Origin of the sequence: Streptomyces sp. NPDC050658 (assembly GCF_044457025.1) — a bacterium.
Taxonomy (GTDB): Bacteria; Actinomycetota; Actinomycetes; order Streptomycetales; family Streptomycetaceae; genus Streptomyces.
In genome coordinates this window covers 453264-469141 of sequence record NZ_JBITGM010000005.1, presented here as the reverse complement: position 1 = coordinate 469141, position 15878 = coordinate 453264, and the positions used below count along the sequence as shown (strand labels likewise).

At 73.5% G+C, this 15878-nt stretch carries 13 protein-coding genes and 1 pseudogene; 12 read left to right on the top strand and 2 right to left on the bottom strand.

The window, feature by feature from the left end:
- Nucleotides 1–25: 25 nt before the first annotated feature.
- Nucleotides 26–265: a chaplin gene (locus ACIBKX_RS20445; protein WP_363271687.1), complete on the bottom strand. Its 240-nt coding sequence runs from the start codon at nt 263–265 to the stop codon at nt 26–28.
- Nucleotides 266–612: 347 nt separating this feature from the next.
- On the opposite strand from ACIBKX_RS20445, the gene ACIBKX_RS20440 reads away from it, so the two are divergent.
- The 10 genes and pseudogenes from ACIBKX_RS20440 to ACIBKX_RS20395 all read left to right on the top strand — a co-directional run bounded on the left by ACIBKX_RS20440 (nt 613) and on the right by ACIBKX_RS20395 (nt 11766).
- On the top strand, nt 613–1710 hold the full coding sequence (locus ACIBKX_RS20440) for a DUF3344 domain-containing protein (protein WP_363271686.1): 1098 nt from the start codon (nt 613–615) through the stop codon (nt 1708–1710).
- A gap of 33 nt (nt 1711–1743) precedes the next feature.
- Nucleotides 1744–2913 (top strand): glycosyltransferase, encoded by a 1170-nt coding sequence (locus tag ACIBKX_RS20435; protein WP_363271685.1) that lies wholly within the window; start codon nt 1744–1746, stop codon nt 2911–2913.
- Complete coding sequence (locus ACIBKX_RS20430) at nt 2910–4394, top strand: sugar transferase (RefSeq protein WP_363271684.1); 1485 nt, start codon at nt 2910–2912, stop codon at nt 4392–4394. The genes ACIBKX_RS20435 and ACIBKX_RS20430 overlap by 4 nt, the downstream gene beginning before the upstream one ends.
- A 67-nt stretch (nt 4395–4461) precedes the next feature.
- A complete protein-coding gene (locus ACIBKX_RS20425; RefSeq protein WP_363271774.1) occupies nt 4462–5796 on the top strand; it encodes an O-antigen ligase family protein in 1335 nt (444 codons plus the stop codon).
- Nucleotides 5793–7430 (top strand): lipid II flippase MurJ, encoded by a 1638-nt coding sequence (gene murJ / locus ACIBKX_RS20420; RefSeq protein ID WP_363271683.1) that lies wholly within the window; start codon nt 5793–5795, stop codon nt 7428–7430. The genes ACIBKX_RS20425 and murJ overlap by 4 nt, the downstream gene beginning before the upstream one ends.
- 61 nt (nt 7431–7491) lie before the next feature.
- Complete coding sequence (locus tag ACIBKX_RS20415) at nt 7492–8205, top strand: polysaccharide deacetylase family protein (RefSeq protein WP_363271773.1); 714 nt, start codon at nt 7492–7494, stop codon at nt 8203–8205.
- Nucleotides 8202–8981: pseudogene (locus tag ACIBKX_RS20410) on the top strand (glycosyltransferase); the annotation flags it as partial. The gene ACIBKX_RS20415 and the pseudogene ACIBKX_RS20410, both read left to right, overlap by 4 nt.
- Nucleotides 8970–9986, top strand: a complete 1017-nt coding sequence (locus ACIBKX_RS20405) for a glycosyltransferase (protein WP_399375855.1) — start codon at nt 8970–8972, stop codon at nt 9984–9986. The pseudogene ACIBKX_RS20410 and the gene ACIBKX_RS20405, both read left to right, overlap by 12 nt.
- Complete coding sequence (locus tag ACIBKX_RS20400; RefSeq protein WP_363271682.1) at nt 9983–10645, top strand: lipopolysaccharide biosynthesis protein; 663 nt, start codon at nt 9983–9985, stop codon at nt 10643–10645. Before ACIBKX_RS20405 ends, ACIBKX_RS20400 begins: the two co-directional genes overlap by 4 nt.
- Entirely contained in the window at nt 10645–11766 is a 1122-nt protein-coding gene (locus tag ACIBKX_RS20395) for a GNAT family N-acetyltransferase (RefSeq protein ID WP_363271681.1), read from the top strand. The genes ACIBKX_RS20400 and ACIBKX_RS20395 overlap by 1 nt, the downstream gene beginning before the upstream one ends.
- A gap of 27 nt (nt 11767–11793) precedes the next feature.
- Here ACIBKX_RS20395 and ACIBKX_RS20390 read toward each other — a convergent pair whose 3' ends face one another.
- Nucleotides 11794–13089, bottom strand: coding sequence for a glycosyl hydrolase (locus tag ACIBKX_RS20390; protein WP_363271680.1), 1296 nt, complete (start codon nt 13087–13089; stop codon nt 11794–11796).
- A 172-nt stretch (nt 13090–13261) separates the two neighbouring features.
- Between ACIBKX_RS20390 and ACIBKX_RS20385 the strand changes: the two genes are divergently transcribed.
- Both ACIBKX_RS20385 and ACIBKX_RS20380 read left to right on the top strand, forming a co-directional pair.
- Nucleotides 13262–14593 carry an ATP-grasp domain-containing protein gene (locus ACIBKX_RS20385; RefSeq protein WP_399375843.1) on the top strand — a complete coding sequence of 444 codons (1332 nt, stop codon included), beginning with the start codon at nt 13262–13264 and terminating at the stop codon, nt 14591–14593.
- Nucleotides 14586–15848 carry an NAD(P)-binding domain-containing protein gene (locus tag ACIBKX_RS20380; RefSeq protein ID WP_363271678.1) on the top strand — a complete coding sequence of 421 codons (1263 nt, stop codon included), beginning with the start codon at nt 14586–14588 and terminating at the stop codon, nt 15846–15848. Before ACIBKX_RS20385 ends, ACIBKX_RS20380 begins: the two co-directional genes overlap by 8 nt.
- Nucleotides 15849–15878 lie beyond the last annotated feature (30 nt).

The following is a 15878-nucleotide window of genomic DNA, read 5'->3' as shown; positions in this document are numbered from 1 at the left end:
TGCTGACGTGTCAGCTGCCGAGGTGTCAGCTGTTGACGCAGGTGTTGCCGAACGCCGGGTTCAGCAGACCGATCACGTTGACGGTGTTGCCGCAGGCGTTGACCGGGACGTGGACCGGAACCTGGACGACGTTGCCCGAGCCGACGCCGGGGGAGTTGGTGGCGGCCCCCTGGGCGCCGGCGTCGGCGGCGGCGATGCCGGCGCTGCCGGCCAGGGCGGCAGCGGCAACGGAGGTGAGGGCGAAAGCCTTCGCGGTACGCGACATGGAGAGTTGCTCCTTGGTCAGTTGATGCTTCGGCTGGGCGGGGTGCCCGGCCCATGGATCAACGGGCGTCGCTCGCCGGGGTTGTGGGCCCATAAGGGTGATCTGCTGGCGCGGTGTTAACGCGGCGGCCCCCGCGCGGTACTCCCGGCGGGCGGTGGACGTGCCGTACTTCACGATTCCGACACACTTGTCAGCCTTCCTGGATAAATAAAGAAAGCAGCTAGTGTTGCTCTCCTCCTGAAGCCATTTGACAGAACGAGTGCGGGAACTTTCCGAGGTTGGTGTGACTTTCGCATTCTCATTCTCCCTCCTGGTTCGGAACCTTTCCCGAAAGGGCAACGCCGGTCATGCGTAATTCCCTGGGCCCCCTTCTGCGGCGTGTGATGGTGTGCGCCCTTTCCCTCGCGGCCGTATCGGCGCCGGGCGGCGGCCCCGCCGTCGCCGCACCTCCCGCCGCCGAGGCCCCGAGCATCAAGTTCGCCGAGCGCTATCACGCGCTGCAGCGCGGCGGCATCGTCCGCGCAGCCAACTCGGCCATCACCTGTCGCAAGCCGATGACCGCCCGCGCGGTGTCGTGCCCCGCGGCGCGCGGCGGCTCGACCGCCGCCAACAACGACTTCGACATGTTCTACGTCGACATCGACAACGACCCGAACACCTACAACTCCAGCAGCGGCGAGGTCCGGCTCCCGGCCGGCTCCCGTGTGTCGTACGCGCGTCTGTACTGGGGCGGCAACCTCCGCGTCGGTGAGCAGAAGCCCCCGAAGGACAACGGCAAGGCGCTGATCGCCGAGCCCGGCGGCAGCTACCAGCACGTCACCGCGGACACGATGGTCGGACACCGCACCGCCAACGGCGCGGACGCCTTCCAGGCATCGGCCGACGTCACCCCGCTGGTCAGGTCGAGCGGCGCGGGCCTCTACACCGTCGCCCAGGTCAATGTGGCGATGGGCCACTCCAAGGCCGGGGCGTGGGGCGGCTGGACGCTCGTCGTCGCGTACGAGAACGAGTCGGCGCCGCTGCGTCATCTGTCCGTCTGGGACGGCTTCGACTCCTTCGACGCGCGCAGGCGCAGCCAGGCCGTCCGGACCACCGGCGCACCGCTGCCGGCCCGCGCCAAGGGAACGGTCGGGATGGTCACGTACAACGGGGACCGCGGCAGGACCGGCGACACGCTCACCGTTTCCGGCGGTCGGCGCGGTCCGACGCTTCTGTCCAACGCGGCGAACCCGGCACGCGACGTACTGAACTCGACGATCAGCGACCCCGGCCGGCAGATCGCCCGGAAGCCCGCGTACGCGAACACGCTCGGATACGACTCCGACGTCTTCCGGCTCGACGGGTCCCTCGGGGCCGACCGGAAGGGTCTGCTCATCCGGCTCGCCTCGCAGCGGGAGTCCGCCTGGGCGGGTGTCCTCTTCGCCGCCGTCGACGCGAAGCGGTAGCGCACCTCTTTCCCCCTGAGCAAGGCGCCGTGCATGCAACTGTCATCAACTGCCCCCCGGCCCCGGGTCCTTCACGTCACGCAGCCCGTCGACGGCGGAGTGGCCCGGGTGGTCGCCGACCTGGTGAGCTCCCAGCTGTCCGCCGGGCTGCGGGTCGACGTGGCATGCCCGGACGGCGGCCGGCTTCCGGCCGCCCTGCGCGATCTGGGCTGCGGCGTGCACCGCTGGGAGGCGACGCGTTCGCCGGGGCCGCGGCTGCCGGACGAGGTGCGCCGCATCGCCCGCCTCGTCGACGAGCTGCGCCCCGACGTGCTGCACGCGCACAGCGCCAAGGCCGGGCTCGCCGCGCGGATCGCGGTGCGCGGGCGGCTGCCCACGGTGTTCCAGCCGCACGCCTGGTCCTTCGAGGCCGTCGGCGGTGTCACCGCAGGGCTCGCCCTGCGCTGGGAGCGCTTCGGGGCGCGCTGGGCCTCGCACGTCGTCTGTGTCAGCGAGGCCGAGCGGCGCACCGGGCAGCGGTCCGGGATCGCCGCCGCCCGCTGGTCCGTCGTACCCAATGGCGTGGACGTCGGGCGCTTCTGGCCCGGTGACACCGCGTCGGGGCGGGCCGAGCTCGGGCTGAGCGATGTCGTCGCGCCGGACGCGCCGCTGGTGGTGTGCGTGGGGCGGCTGTGCCGGCAGAAGGGGCAAGACGTGCTGCTGCGGGCCTGGCCCGCGGTGGTCGAACGGCTGCCGCGGGCCCGCCTGGTGCTGGTGGGGGACGGGCCCGACGGACCCGCGCTGCGCGCCCAGGCGCCGCCGTCCGTGCTGTTCGCCGGGGACATCCGGGACGCCGCGCCCTGGTACCGGGCGGCCGACCTGGTGGTCCTGCCGTCCCGCTGGGAGGGCATGGCCCTCGTACCGCTCGAGGCGATGGCCTGTGCCCGCCCGGTCGTGGTCACCGACGTCGACGGGGCCCGCGAGAGCCTGCCGCCCCCGCTCGCGGCGCACGGCCTCGTCCCGCCGGAGGACCCCGCGGCCCTCGCCCGCGCCGTCGCCGGACTCCTCGGCGACCGGCCGCTGTGCGCCTCGCTCGGCCACCAGGGGCACCGCCACGTACGGAACACCCATGACGTGCGGCACACCGCGGACGCTGTCGCGGCCGTGTACCGGGAGCTGCTGGGCACCTCGCCCACCGAGTGCAGGGAGTCCATCAACCCGTGAGTGCGGAACGAACCGTCGCCACCCCTGCCACGCAGCCACGGGCGGCCGACCAAGCCATCGCCGCCGCCTCGGTCGTTCCTCCCCGCGGCGCCCGCCGGACCCTGCGGACGGCCATCGGCCGGGGCACCTCGGTGCGCCGCCCCGCGGCCTTCCCGCTGCTCGCCGTCGACTGCGCGGCGGCGCTCGTGGCCACGCTGCTGCTCACCGAGTCACAGCGCCATCCGCTGCTCGTGGCCGTGCTGCTCACCGCCGTGACCAGCCTGAACACCCGTGCCGAGCTGTACCACCGGGTGGCCGTGCCCGCGGCGCTCGACGAACTGCCCGCGCTCGCCGCGCAGATCATGGTGAGCTGGTGCGCCGCGGGGCTGCTCGCGGCGAGCTTCTCCGCACTCGACCCCGTCTCGCTCGGCACCCTGGCTTCGGCGGCCGCGCTGCAGTGTCTGCTGTGCGTGGCCGGACGCGGCGCCGTCCACTTCCGTGTGCGCAGGGCGGCCCAGCGGCAGCCGCGCGCGGCCCTCGTCGTCGGACCCGGCGCCGTCGCGCGGCGCGTGTCGGACGCGGTCCTGCGCCACCCCCGGGCCGGGGTGCGGCCCGTCGGCATCGTCGGCGACGGGCACGGCGAGCGCACCGAGACCGCCGAGGGAGCCGAACTTCCGGTGCTCTCCTCGCTGGAGGAGCTGCGCCGCGCCGTCATCCAGAACTCCGTGCGGACCGTGCTGGTCGTCGGGCCGACCCCGGCCCCCGAGCAGCTCGCCTGGCTGCGGTCCATGGGCGAGTCCGGCTGCGACCTCTGGGCGGTCGACGCGACCAGACCACCCGGTTACGACGTGCCGGGGCGCAGGCACCGCTTCGGGCGGCTCGCCGGGTTCCCCTGCCGCCCGCTGGCACCGGCCGGGCCCCGGCACCGGAGTCTCAGCAAGCGCGGCCTCGACCTGGTGACCTCCGGGATCCTGCTGCTGCTCCTGAGCCCCGTGCTCCTGGCCTGCGCCCTCGTGCTGCGGTCCACCGACGGGCCCGGCGTGATCTTCCGGCAGGAACGCATCGGCAGGGACGGCAGACCCTTCACCCTGCTGAAGTTCCGCACCCACCGGCCCGCCGATCCGCACGAGGCGGCCACCCGGTGGACCGTCGCGGGCGAGCAGCACATGAGCGGCTTCTGCCAGTTCCTGCGCCGTACCTCGCTCGACGAGCTGCCGCAGCTGTGGAACGTGCTGCGGGGCGACATGAGCCTGGTCGGCCCGCGCCCCGAACGCCCTTATTTCGTGGCCAAGTTCAGCCAGACGTATCCCGGCTACGCGGAACGCCACCGGATGCCGACCGGCATCACCGGGCTCGCCCAGATCCAGGGGCTGCGCGGCGACACCTCGATCGAGGACCGCTGCCGCTTCGACAACGCGTACATCGACGGCTGGTCGTTCTGGCAGGACGTCTGCATCCTGCTGCGGACCGCCGCCTCCCTCGTACGCCCCACGGGGAGTTGACCCGGTGAACAGCGCTTCGATCAGTGTCTTCCCGCCGGGCTCACCGGCCGCGGCGATCTCGTCGGCGCTGCGCGGGGCCGCCCCCGTGCTGCCGGTCATCCTGCTCGTCGCCCTCCTCGCGCTGCCCGTGCCGTCGGGCGGCGAAGGCTCGGGGGGCGGCACGATCGCCGACGCGGCGTCCGGGCTCGTGGTGCTGTACGCCATGGGCCGCGCCGTGCGCACGGCGCGGCGCCCGCTGACCCGAACGGCGGCCGTGGTACTGGGACTTCCGGTGGTCGGCATCGCGGTCGCGGCGGTCGGCGCGAGCACCGTGTCCGCCGGGGTGACGGGCCTGGTGCGCTATCTGCAGATCTTCGTCCTGGTGCCCGCCGCGGTCCTCATGCTCGTACGGGACCGCCGCGACTTCCGTGTCGTCGCCTGGTCGCTCATCGGACTCGCCCTGTTCCAGGGCGCGTTCGGCGTCTATCAGTACGTCACCGGGACGGGCGCCACCTACATGGGCTCGGACATCCGGGCCGTGGGCACCTTCGGGGCCTCGGACGTCATGGGGATGGCGACCGTCGTGTCGTACGGAATGGTGTGCGCGGTCGCGCTCGCGCTCGGGCCGGCCGTCCCGAAGCGGCTCGGCCCCTCCGTATCGAAGCGGCTCGGCTCCTCCGCCCCGACGCAGCGGCAGGCCGCCCTGGTGTGCGCGCTGCTCCTGGTCGTCCCCCTCGCGCTGTCCTTCAGCCGCGGGGCGTGGATCGCCACGGCCGTGGCGTGCGGGGCGCAGCTGGCGTTCGCGGGGGCGCGGCGGGCGCTGAAGGCCCTGGCCGCGCTGACCGCGCTGGCCGTGGTCCTCGTGGGCGGCTTCGGGATCGGTACGGCGATGCTCCAGGAGCGGATCACCAGCATCACGCAGGTGGCCGACGCCCCGGACCAGTCGGTCACCGACCGGTACACGATGTGGGCCGCCGCGGTGGACATGTGGCGGGACAAGCCGCTGGCCGGGGTGGGGCTCAAGGCCTTCCCCGACCACCGCGACAGCCATGCCTCGCTCGCGCTCTCCTCGGGCAGCGACACCGGCGGCGCGGGCGCGGAGTTCCGCCGCCAGCCGCTGCTCTCGCCGCACAACATGTATCTGCTCATCCTCAGCGAGCAGGGCCTCCTTGGACTGTGCGCGCTCGTGGGCAGTTGGGGCGCCTGCCTCCTGCTTGGCGTGCGGCGGCTCTCCCGCGTGCGCGGCGGGCCGGGCGGCATGGACTGCGCGCTCGTCGCATGCGGGCTGCTCGGCTGGCAGCTGGTGGACTTCGTGTACGCCGACATCGGCGGGCCGTCGACCGTCCTGATGGCCGTGGTCCTCGGGCTCGCGGCCTGGTGGGCGCTGTCCCGGCGGGCGCTCGCGGGGGAGGTGCCGCGATGACCTCGACGACCCGTCCCGTGACCACCGCCAAGGTGCCCGCACCGGCCTCCGAGGTGACCCCGCGCAAGGGTTCCGACCCCTCCAGCGGGTTCCTCGCCAAGGCGGCGCTGGTCACCGCCGTGCTCACCGTCGCCGGGTCGGTGCTGGGGCTCGGGCGGGACCAGGCGCTCGCGCACTTCTTCGGGGCGGGCTCCGAGACCGACGCGTTCCTGGTCGCATGGACCGTGCCCGAGGTGGCCACCACGCTGCTCATCGAGGACGGCCTCGCCTTCGCCCTCGTACCGGCGTTCAGCCTGGCGCTCGCCCGCCGCGGACAGGGCGCGCAGGACGACCCGGTGCGGGCGCTGGTCGCCGCGACGCTGCCCCGGCTCTCGCTGGCGTTCGCGGGCGCGGGGCTCGTCCTGATGGCGGAGGCGCCGCATCTGGTGGCGCTGCTCGCGCCGGGCCTGCCCGATCCGGGCCTCGCCGTGGACTGCACCCGGCTCACCGCCACCTGCGCCTTCAGCTTCGGGCTCGCCGGGTACTGCAGCGCGGCGCTGCGGGCGCACCGCAGGTTCGTGGCACCCGCGGCCATCTACGTCGCCTACAACGTCGGCATCATCGGCACCCTGTTCGTCCTCGACGGGCGCGGCGGCGTCCGCTCGGCCGCGCTGGGCGTCGCGCTCGGCGGCGTACTGATGGTGGCCGTGCAGGCTCCCTCGCTGTGGCGGCAGCTCCGCAAGCGGCCATCCGTCGGGTCGGCCGGCGGGGCGGTGGGCGCGGCGGCGACGGCGCAGCTGATGAGCGGCGCGGTCATCGCCACCGTGCTGCTCTTCGCGCTGTGCCGGCAGTCGCAGGTGCTCATCGAGCGGTTCCTCGCCTCGTCGCTGCCCGCCGGGGCCATCTCGCACCTCAACTACGCGCAAAAGGTCGCCCAGGTGCCGATGATCCTCTCCCTGATGCTGTGCACGGTCACGCTGCCCGTGGTCGCGCAGGCCCTCGCGGAGGGGGACGTCAAGCGCGCCCGGTCCCGCGTGGAGCGAGATCTGGGTCTTGCCGCGTGCGTCGTGCTGCTCGGCACCGCCGTGGTCATCGCCTGCGCCCCGCAGCTCATCCAACTCCTCTTCCAGCGCGGTGCGTTCACGCCCGACGACACCGCCGCCACGGCGTCCGTCATGCGGGTGTACGCCCTGGGGCTGCTCGGCCACACGCTGGTGGGCGCGCTGGTCCGCTCGTACTTCTCCGGCGGCCGCGCCACCTGGTACCCGCTGGCTGCGATGGCGGTCGGGGTGGTCGCGACGGCCGCCATCGGCAGCCGGGCGGTGGACCTGTGGGGCGTACGCGGCATCGCGCTCGCCAACGCGGCCGGGATCACCGTCACGGCCCTCGTGCTGCTCTGCGGGATGGGGCCGCGCAACGTGCCGATCCGGGTCCGCCGCGTCGTGGGCGAACTGGCCAAGCCCGTCGCCGCGATGGTGTGTGCCACCGGGTTCGGCGGGGCCGTCGCGGTGCGCGCCGGATCGCCGCTGGCCGGTGTCGCGGTGGGGAGCGTGGCCGTCGCCGCCGTCTTCGTCCTGGTGCTCTGGGCGCTGCGTGCCCAGGCCCTGGCGCCCGTCATCCGTTCCGTCACACGAAGGCTCCCGCATGGCCGCTGACACCGCACTGGGCGAGCCGCCCCGATCACGCGCCGGGCGGCGGCTGCTGCCCGAGGCGCCGATGTGGGTGGCGATGTACCACTCCGTGGACGACTGCCCGGACGACCCGTACCAGATCACCGTCACCGCCGAACGGCTCGACGCCCAGCTCGGCTGGCTGCGGCGGCAGGGGCTGCGCGGCGTGAGCATGACGGAGCTGCTCGACGCGCGTGCCCGTGGCGAGGGGCGGGGCCTGGTGGGTCTCACCTTCGACGACGGGTACGCCGACTTCGTCGATCACGCTCTGCCGCTCCTGCACCGCCACGACTGCACGGCCACCCTCTTCGTCCTGCCGGGCAGGCTGGCCGGCGAGAACGCCTGGGACCCGCTCGGGCCGCGCAAGCCGCTGCTCGACGCCGACGGCATCCGCAGGGCCGCCGCCGAGGGCACCGAGATCGCCTCGCACGGAATGACCCACGTCGACCTGACGCGGGCGGACGAGCGCCTGCTGCGGGCGGAGACGAGTGGCAGCAGGGCCGCCCTCGCCGAGCTCGTCGGTCGCGAGGTGACCGGCTTCTGCTACCCCTACGGCACGGTCGACGCCCGCGCCGTCGACGCCGTGCGCGAGGCGGGCTACCGCTACGCGTGCGCGATCTCCCCCGGCCCGCTCACCGGGGTGCACGCCCTGCCGCGCGTCCACATCGGGCAGCAGGACACCGCGCTGCGGCTGCACCTGAAGCTGCGCCTCAACAGGTTCCGTCGTCGGGCGGTCCATGAACCGGCGGTGGCCCGGTGAGAGCCCTGCACATCATCACCGGCCTCGGCACCGGCGGCGCGGAACAGCAACTGCGGCTGCTGCTGCGGCACTTGCCGGTCAGCTGCGACGTCGTCACGCTCACCAACCCCGGTCCGGTGGCCGACGGCCTGACGGCGGACGGCGTACGCGTCGTCCACCTGGGCATGGCGGGCAACCGCGACGTGGCCGCGCTGCCCCGCCTCGTCCGGCTGATCCGGGGCGGCGGCTACGACCTGGTCCACACCCACCTGTACCGCGCCTGCCTGTACGGACGCGTCGCCGCGCGCCTCGCGGGAACCCGCGCGGTCGTGGCCACCGAGCACTCCCTCGGCGACTCACAGATGGAGGGCCGCCCGCTGACCGCCGGGGTCCGCGCCCTGTACCTGGCCGGTGAACGCCTGGGCCGGGCCACGGTCGCGGTCTCACCGTCCGTCGCCGAGCGGCTCAGCCGGTGGGGCGTCCCCCCGCAGCGCATCCACGTCGTACCGAACGGCATCGACGCCGCTCGGTTCCGCTTCGACCCGCGGGCCAGGACCGCGGCCCGCCGCCAACTCGGCCTTCCGGACGAGGCGTTCGTGGTAGGCGGCGTCGGCAGACTCGCACCGGGCAAACGCCTCGACACCCTGCTCCACACCCTCACGACGCTCCCCGCCGACGCACACCTGCTGCTCGTCGGCGGCGGCCCCGACGAGGGCCGACTACGCGCGAGGGCACGCGAACTCGGCGTGATGGAGCGGGTGGTATTCGCGGGGGAGCGTCCGCATGTGGGGGCGGGTGGCGGTGACTCGGAGGCGGGGCGGGGTGGGTTGGCTGCGGGGAGCGGTGGCCTGGTGGCGGGGAGCGGTGGCCTGGCGGCGGGGCGTGGTGACCTGGTGGCGGGGAGCGGTGGCCCGGTGGCGGGGAGCGGTGACCTCGCGGTGGGCGGTGGCCTGGCGGGCGGGGGCCTTGACCTGGTGGCGGGGAGCGGCGGTCTGGCTGCGGGTGGCGGTGAGTCGGCGGCCGGGAGTAGCGGCCTGGTGGCGGGGAGCGGCGGCCTGGTGGCAGGGAGCCTTGACCTGGCGGCGGGGCGTGGTGACCTGGCGGGCGGGGGCCTTGACCTGGTGGCGGGGAGCGGTGACCTGGCTGTGGGCGGCGGTGACCCGGCGGCCGGGTGTAGCGGCCCGGTGGCGGGGAGCGGTGACCTCGCGGTGGGGAGAGGCGGCCTGGTGGCGGGGAGCGGTGACCCGGTGGCGGGGAGCCGTGACCCGGCTGCGGGCGGCGGTGACCCGGCGACGGGGAGACTTGACCTGGCGGTCGGGAGCGGCGGCCTGGTGGCCGGGCGTCGTAACCCGGCGGCAGGAAGCCGTGCCCCGGCGGCCGGGAGTGGCGGCCTCCCGACCAGTGGCCCCCCGACCAGCGGCCTCCCGACCAGTGGCCCCCCTGCGGACGGTCTCGACCTTCCCGCCCTGCTCGCCGCGATGGACGTCCTCGCCTCGCCCTCGCCCGAAGAGGCCTTCGGGCTTGCCGTCGTGGAGGGGCTGGCCGCCGGGCTTCCCGTGGTCTACGTCAGGTGCCCGGCCGTCGAGGACTTGCCGCCGGACACGTCCGGCGGCGCCCTGCGTGTCCCGGGGGACCCGGACGCGTTCGCCCGGGCGCTGCTGCGGATCCGGGACGCGGGTCCGCGGCAGCGGCTGCCGCTGGCCGCCGCGCATCACTACAGCATCACGCGCAGCGCCGACCAGCTGATGCGTGTGTACGAGACAGCTGCCTCCGGCTCGACCCCGAGAGTGAGTTCCCGATGACCGATACCCTCAGCAGAAAGCGCCGCCCGGCAGGACCGCAGGCCCCGATGCTCGCCCGGGTGAAGCGGCTGCCCGCATGGTGGCTGCTGCCGGCCGGCGCCCTGGCCGGCGCCCTCGTCGGCGGTGTGTACGGCGCGGCGAAGACGCCGACGTACACGGCCACGAGTTACGTGATCGCCGTACCGCAGGAGAAGTCCGACCCCACCGCGGCACTCGGCTTCGCCCAGGCATACGGGCGGGTCGCCACCCAGCTCGCGGTGCTCGGCGACGCCCAGGTGGAGTCCGGGATCTCCGCGCAGACCCTGCGCGACAGCGTGCAGGCGGCGACCTCGCCGGACGCCCCGATGATCGCCGTCTCGGCGACCGCCGCCAAGCCGGGCAAGGCGGCCGACATCGCCAACGCGGTGTCGCGGTCGCTGACGAGGAACGCGAACCACACCAAGGACAGCACCCAGGTCCAGCTCCTCCAGCTGTCCCGCGCGGTCAAGCCCGAGGCGCCCGCGTCGGCGTCGCCGCCCATGACGGCGCTGGTGGGCGGCTGCGCGGGCGGACTGCTCGGCGGCCTCGCCCTGCTCGTGCGCCCCCGGCGCGGCCAGGAGCCGGTGGCGGCACCCGTGCCGGGTCCCGCGCAGGCCGCCGACATCGACCGGGAGATGTGATGGCCCCACACGATCCACGTTTCGCCGTCGAACTCTGCACCGACCAGGAGGAGTTCGGCGCCCTCGCGCCCGCCTGGGCGCGGCTGCACCGCCGTTGCCGGACGGCGACACCGTTCCAGAGCCATGCCTGGCTGCATTCGTGGTGGCTCTCCTACGGAACGCGCGGCCGGCTCCGCGTGGTGCTGGTGCGCCGGGACGGCGAGCTCGTCGCCGCGGCGCCGCTGATGCGCAAGCGGCTTCCCCTCCCGGTGCTCGTGCCGCTCGGCGGCGCCATCTCCGACTTCACCGATGTGCTCCTCGACGACGAGTTCGCCGCCGAGGCCGCGCAGGCCCTGGCCGGCGGTCTCGCACGCCTCGCCCGCGGCGCGCTGATCGACTTCCGCGAGGTCAGGTCGGGTGCCGCGGTGGAGCGCATCTACGACCGCTGGCGCGGGCCGAGGCTGCGCCTGACCGACTCGCTCTGCCTGGAGCTGCCCGCCGCCTCCATGGACGAGCTGCTGGGGCGGCTGCCCACGCCGCGGGCGCAGCGGGCGCGCGCGAAGATGCGGAAGATGGACGCGCTGGGCGTCGAGCGCAGGATCGTACGCCATGACGAGGTGGACGCCTCGGTGCGCACACTGCTGCACCTGCACCAACTCCAGTGGCAGGGACGGAAGGTGACGTCCGAACACCTCCAGCCGCGGTTCTCCGAGCACCTGATCCGGTCGGTGGGCCTGATGGTCAGGGCGGGCGACGCGGTGGTCACCGAGTTCCGGCTCGACGACGCGGTGGTCGCGGCGGATCTGACGCTGCTCTCGCCCGGCCTGGTCGGCGGCTACCTCTACGGCGCGCATCCGGAGCTGCGGGAGCGCAAGGTGGACGTGGCGACGATGCTCCTGAACGCCTGCACCGAGCACGCCGACGGCTCCCCGGAGACCGACGGCCGCGTCCTCAGCCTCCTGCGCGGCAACGAGCCGTACAAACACCACTGGCGCCCCGAGGCGGTCACCAACCACCGCTTCCTGCTCGCCCGCAGACGGACCGCCCCCGTGCTGCGGGCGGCCGCCTGCGACGCGGCGGCCCGTGACCGGTGCAAGGAATACCTGCGCCGCCGCGAGGAGCGGCGCGGCGGCGGTTCCTGAACGGTGCCGCCGCCACGCCGTGCCCGATCAGCGGCGGCTCCACCAGTCGAGCCGCATGCACAGCTTGCCGCCGAGCCAGTACTCGACCCAGTCACCCAGGTCCAGCGGGGAACAGTTCGGCGGATTCGTGGGAACGGCCGGCTGGGTCGGCTCCGGGACCGTACCGGTGTCCTTGCGGCCGAAGAGCAGCGAACGGTACGCCTTGGACGCCTTGGGATTGTCCTCGCACTGCCACACGCCGTGCGGGCAGTAGTCGGTGACGGTGTTGTAGAGCGGCTTGTGCTTGTCCATCCAGGTGAGCATTTTCCGCATGTACTCCTCATTGTCGCCGTTGCGGAAAAGCCCCCATTCCGGGTAGGAGATCGGCTTGTTGTGCTCGGCGGCGAAGTCCACGTGTTCCTGGAGCCCGTACGGCTCGCTGATCTGCTCCGCGAATTTCATGCCGCTCGGCTGGTCGTAGGAGTCCATGCCGACGATGTCGACGACGTCGTCACCGGGATAGCACTGCGTCCACGGAATGGCGTCACGACCCCGGTTCGGCGTGAAGTCGAACTTGAACTTCTGGCCGGGCACGGACCGCATGGTGGTGATGATGCGTTTCCAGTACGCCTTCCAGGACTCCGGGTCGGGACCGCACCGGTGGGTGTACGTGACGCCGTTCATCTCCCAGCCGAGGACGATGACGGTGTCGGGTACCTGGAGCTTCACGAGGCGCTCGGCCAGGGTGCGGAAGTGCTCGTCGTAGTCGCCGGCGGCGCCCTTGCGGAGCTGTCGGCGCACCTCGAAGTCGCCGACGTTCTCCTCGTTGCGCTCCAGCATCGGGACGTTGAGCACGAACAGCCGGTCGTCCTTGGCGCGCCGCCACTCGGCCCAGCTCTCCAGGAAGTCCGGGGCGCCCTCGATGTTGCTCCACCGGTCGCCCGGCAGATAGGTGTGGCCGACCTGCAGCTCCGCGCCGCCCAGCCAGGTGCTGAGCTCCGTCATCCGCTGTACGCCCTTGGGGCCGTAGTCCAGATAGGCGCCGAACGCGGGCAGCCGCTCGGCCGGAGCCGGCGGCTCGGTGCTCGGCGTCGGCCCGGTCGGTGGCGTGGCCGCGGGGGGCGTGGCCGGAGTCGAGGGGAGCGGCGCGGCGGGGGACGGCGCCGTGGGCGGTGTCGGCGCGGGCAGCGTCGTCGGCAGCCCCGGCCGGAAGCCCGGCGGATCGGGCTCCTGGCCGGCGCCCCAGGCGTAGCCCGGGCCGATCGCGAGCGCCGCCGACACGACGATTCCGATGGCGATGAATGCGGGTCGCTTAACTCTGGGTTTGCGTCTCTGCGGGTCCATGGCCGCTCCTCAAGGTGCTCCTCCATCCACTGACACTCAGTCATATGTATTTCTATTGCGCCAATCGAGCCGCTAATCCTCTGGGCGTGCCCATCGCCCGCATGGGGGATCGAATTGAGAGGATTTGACCGTGCTAACTCTCGATACCCGGGTCCCCGCCGTCCTGCTGCGGATGGACCCTAATCCCTTTCATCACGGCACACTCGGCGCTGTTCGGTCACTGGGCCGTGCGGGAGTGGAGGTGCACGTGGCCGCCGCGGATTCTGGGAGAAGTCCCGTACGCAGATCCCGCTATCTGCACCAGACGCATCCGCCGCCGGATCCCGGCGCCTCGCTCGGCGAGATCTCCGCGGAATTGCGCCGCATTTCCCGGCGGGTGGCCCGCCCGGCCGTGCTCATTCCGATGGACGACGCGGGCGCCCTGGCGATCGGGCGCCTGCAGCGGGAACTCGCCGACCTCTATCTCCTGCCCGACCAGGCGAGCGGCCTCGCGGAACGGGTCGCCGACAAGGCGGCGCTCGCCGAGCTGTGCCGGACCGCCGGCATCCCGCACCCGCTGACGCTCACCCCGGAGTCACCGGCCCAAACAGCTTCAGCCGTACGTCAGTTGGGGCTCCCCATGGTGGCCAAGTGGAGCCGCCCCTGGCTCGTCCCGCCGGGGGCCGGGCTGCGCAGCACCGTCCTGGTGCGCTCGGTGAAGGAGGCGCAGGAGCTGTACCGGCGCAGCGACGAGGCGGGCAGCAGGCTCCTCCTCCAGGCCTTCCTGCCGGACGGCCCCGGCCGCGACTGGTTCGCCCACGGCTACGTCGACCGGACGGGCGCCGTGCGCGGCGGCGGCGCGGGCCGCAAGCACCGCTCCTGGCCGCGTGGCGCGGGCCTGACGGCGGTGGGGCGCTGGGCCCCGGACCCGCGGCTCGAGGCGGACACCGCGCGCCTGGTCGGCACCCTCGGCTACCGGGGCATCTTCGACCTGGACTTCCGGGTGGACTCCGCGACCGGCGAGCACTGCCTCCTCGACTTCAATCCGCGGCCCGGCGCCCAGTTCCGGCTCTTCGCCGACGGGGCGGACCTGGACGTGGTGCGGGCCCTGCACCTCGACATGACGCACCGCCCGCTGCCGCCCGCCGCGGCCCTGCAGGGGCGCACGTTCGTCGTGGAGAACTACGCGCCGCTGACCGCGCTGCGGGCCCTGCTGACCACGGGCCCCGCGGCCACCGCGGCGCACCGCCGCGAACTGGCCTGGCTGGCCCGCGACGACCTGGCGCCCGCGTGCGCCCTGTGGCTGCTGTGGTCCCGGCATGTGACGCGCCGCCTGCTGGGGCGGCTGCGCCGGGGACGCCCCGTGCCAAGGAGGCCCGCACCGGAGACGCCCGCACCGGAGACGCCCGGATCAGAGACGCCCGGATCAGAGACGTCAGGCCCGAAGAAGCCCGGCTCGAAGGCGGTGCCCGGCCCGGAGATGCCCGGATCGACGACGAGAGAGCGAGCAGTTGCTGATGTATGACCTGTTGGTGGTCGGGGCCGGTCCCTACGGCCTGTCCATCGCCTCGCACGCCGCCCACGCGGGACTCGACGTACGCGTCTTCGGCAGACCCATGGCGTCCTGGCGCGACCACATGCCGCCGGGCATGTTCCTGAAATCGGAGCCCTGGGCGTCCAACCTCTCCGACCCGCACGGGCGGTACGGACTCGCCGAGTACTGCGCGGGCCACGGGATGACGGCAAGGCACGGCGAGCCGATCCCGGTCGCGGCCTTCGCCTCATACGGCCTGTGGTTCGCCCGGCACGCCGTACCGGACGTCGACGAACGCATGGTGACGTCGGTCGCCGCCTGCCCCGACGGCTTCGCGGCGACGACGCAGGACGGCGAGGTCTTCCGGGCCCGCACCGTCGCCCTCGCCGTCGGGGTGATCCCCTTCGTCGAGATCCCCGCGGCCCTGCGCGGCCTCGGCGCACAGCACGTCACGCACAGCAGTCACCACCGGGACCTGGACCGCTTCCGGGACAAGGACGTCACGGTGATCGGCGGCGGTCAGGCCGCCCTGGAGACGGCGGCGCTCCTCGCCGAACAGGGCACCCGCGTCCGCGTCCTGGCCCGCTCCCGCGCCCTCAGCTGGAACACCGTGCCCCCGCCCTGGCACCGCCCCCTGCGCCAGTCCGCCCGCGCCCCGCACTCCGGCCTCGGCTGCGGCTGGCGCAACTGGTTCTACTCCGAGCTGCCGGGCGGCTTCCGACGGCTCCCGGAGACGACCCGCGCCCGCATCTCGGCGTCGGCGCTCGGGCCCGCCGGGGCCTGGTGGGTGCGCGACCGGGTCGAGTCCCGGGTCGACGTGCTCCTGGACCACGAGGTCGCGGCGGCGTCCGTGGCGGGAGGTCAGGTACGCCTGGAGATCAGGGGCTCGATGAGCAGCGACCCCGTCTTCGAGACGGACCACGTCATCGCCGCCACCGGATTCCGTGCGACGAGCGACCGGCTGCGCCTGCTGTCCCCCGACGTCCGCGCGCACCTGCGGGTGAACGGCGCCCAAGAGCCGTACACAGGAACCGAGTTCGAGTCCTCACGGCCCGGTCTCTTCCTCGCGGGACTCGTGACCGCGTCGAGCTTCGGGCCCGCCATGCGGTTCGTGCACGGCGCCTCGTTCACCGCGGACCGGCTCGTACGGGGTGTGCGGCGCAGGCTGCGCGGCGTCGAGGGGTGGCGCGACACCGACGGACGGCGTCGCCCTCGTACCCAGGAGGAACCCGTACAGGTGATGTGACCGGCGAACGGGTGAATCGGTTCTTCGGTG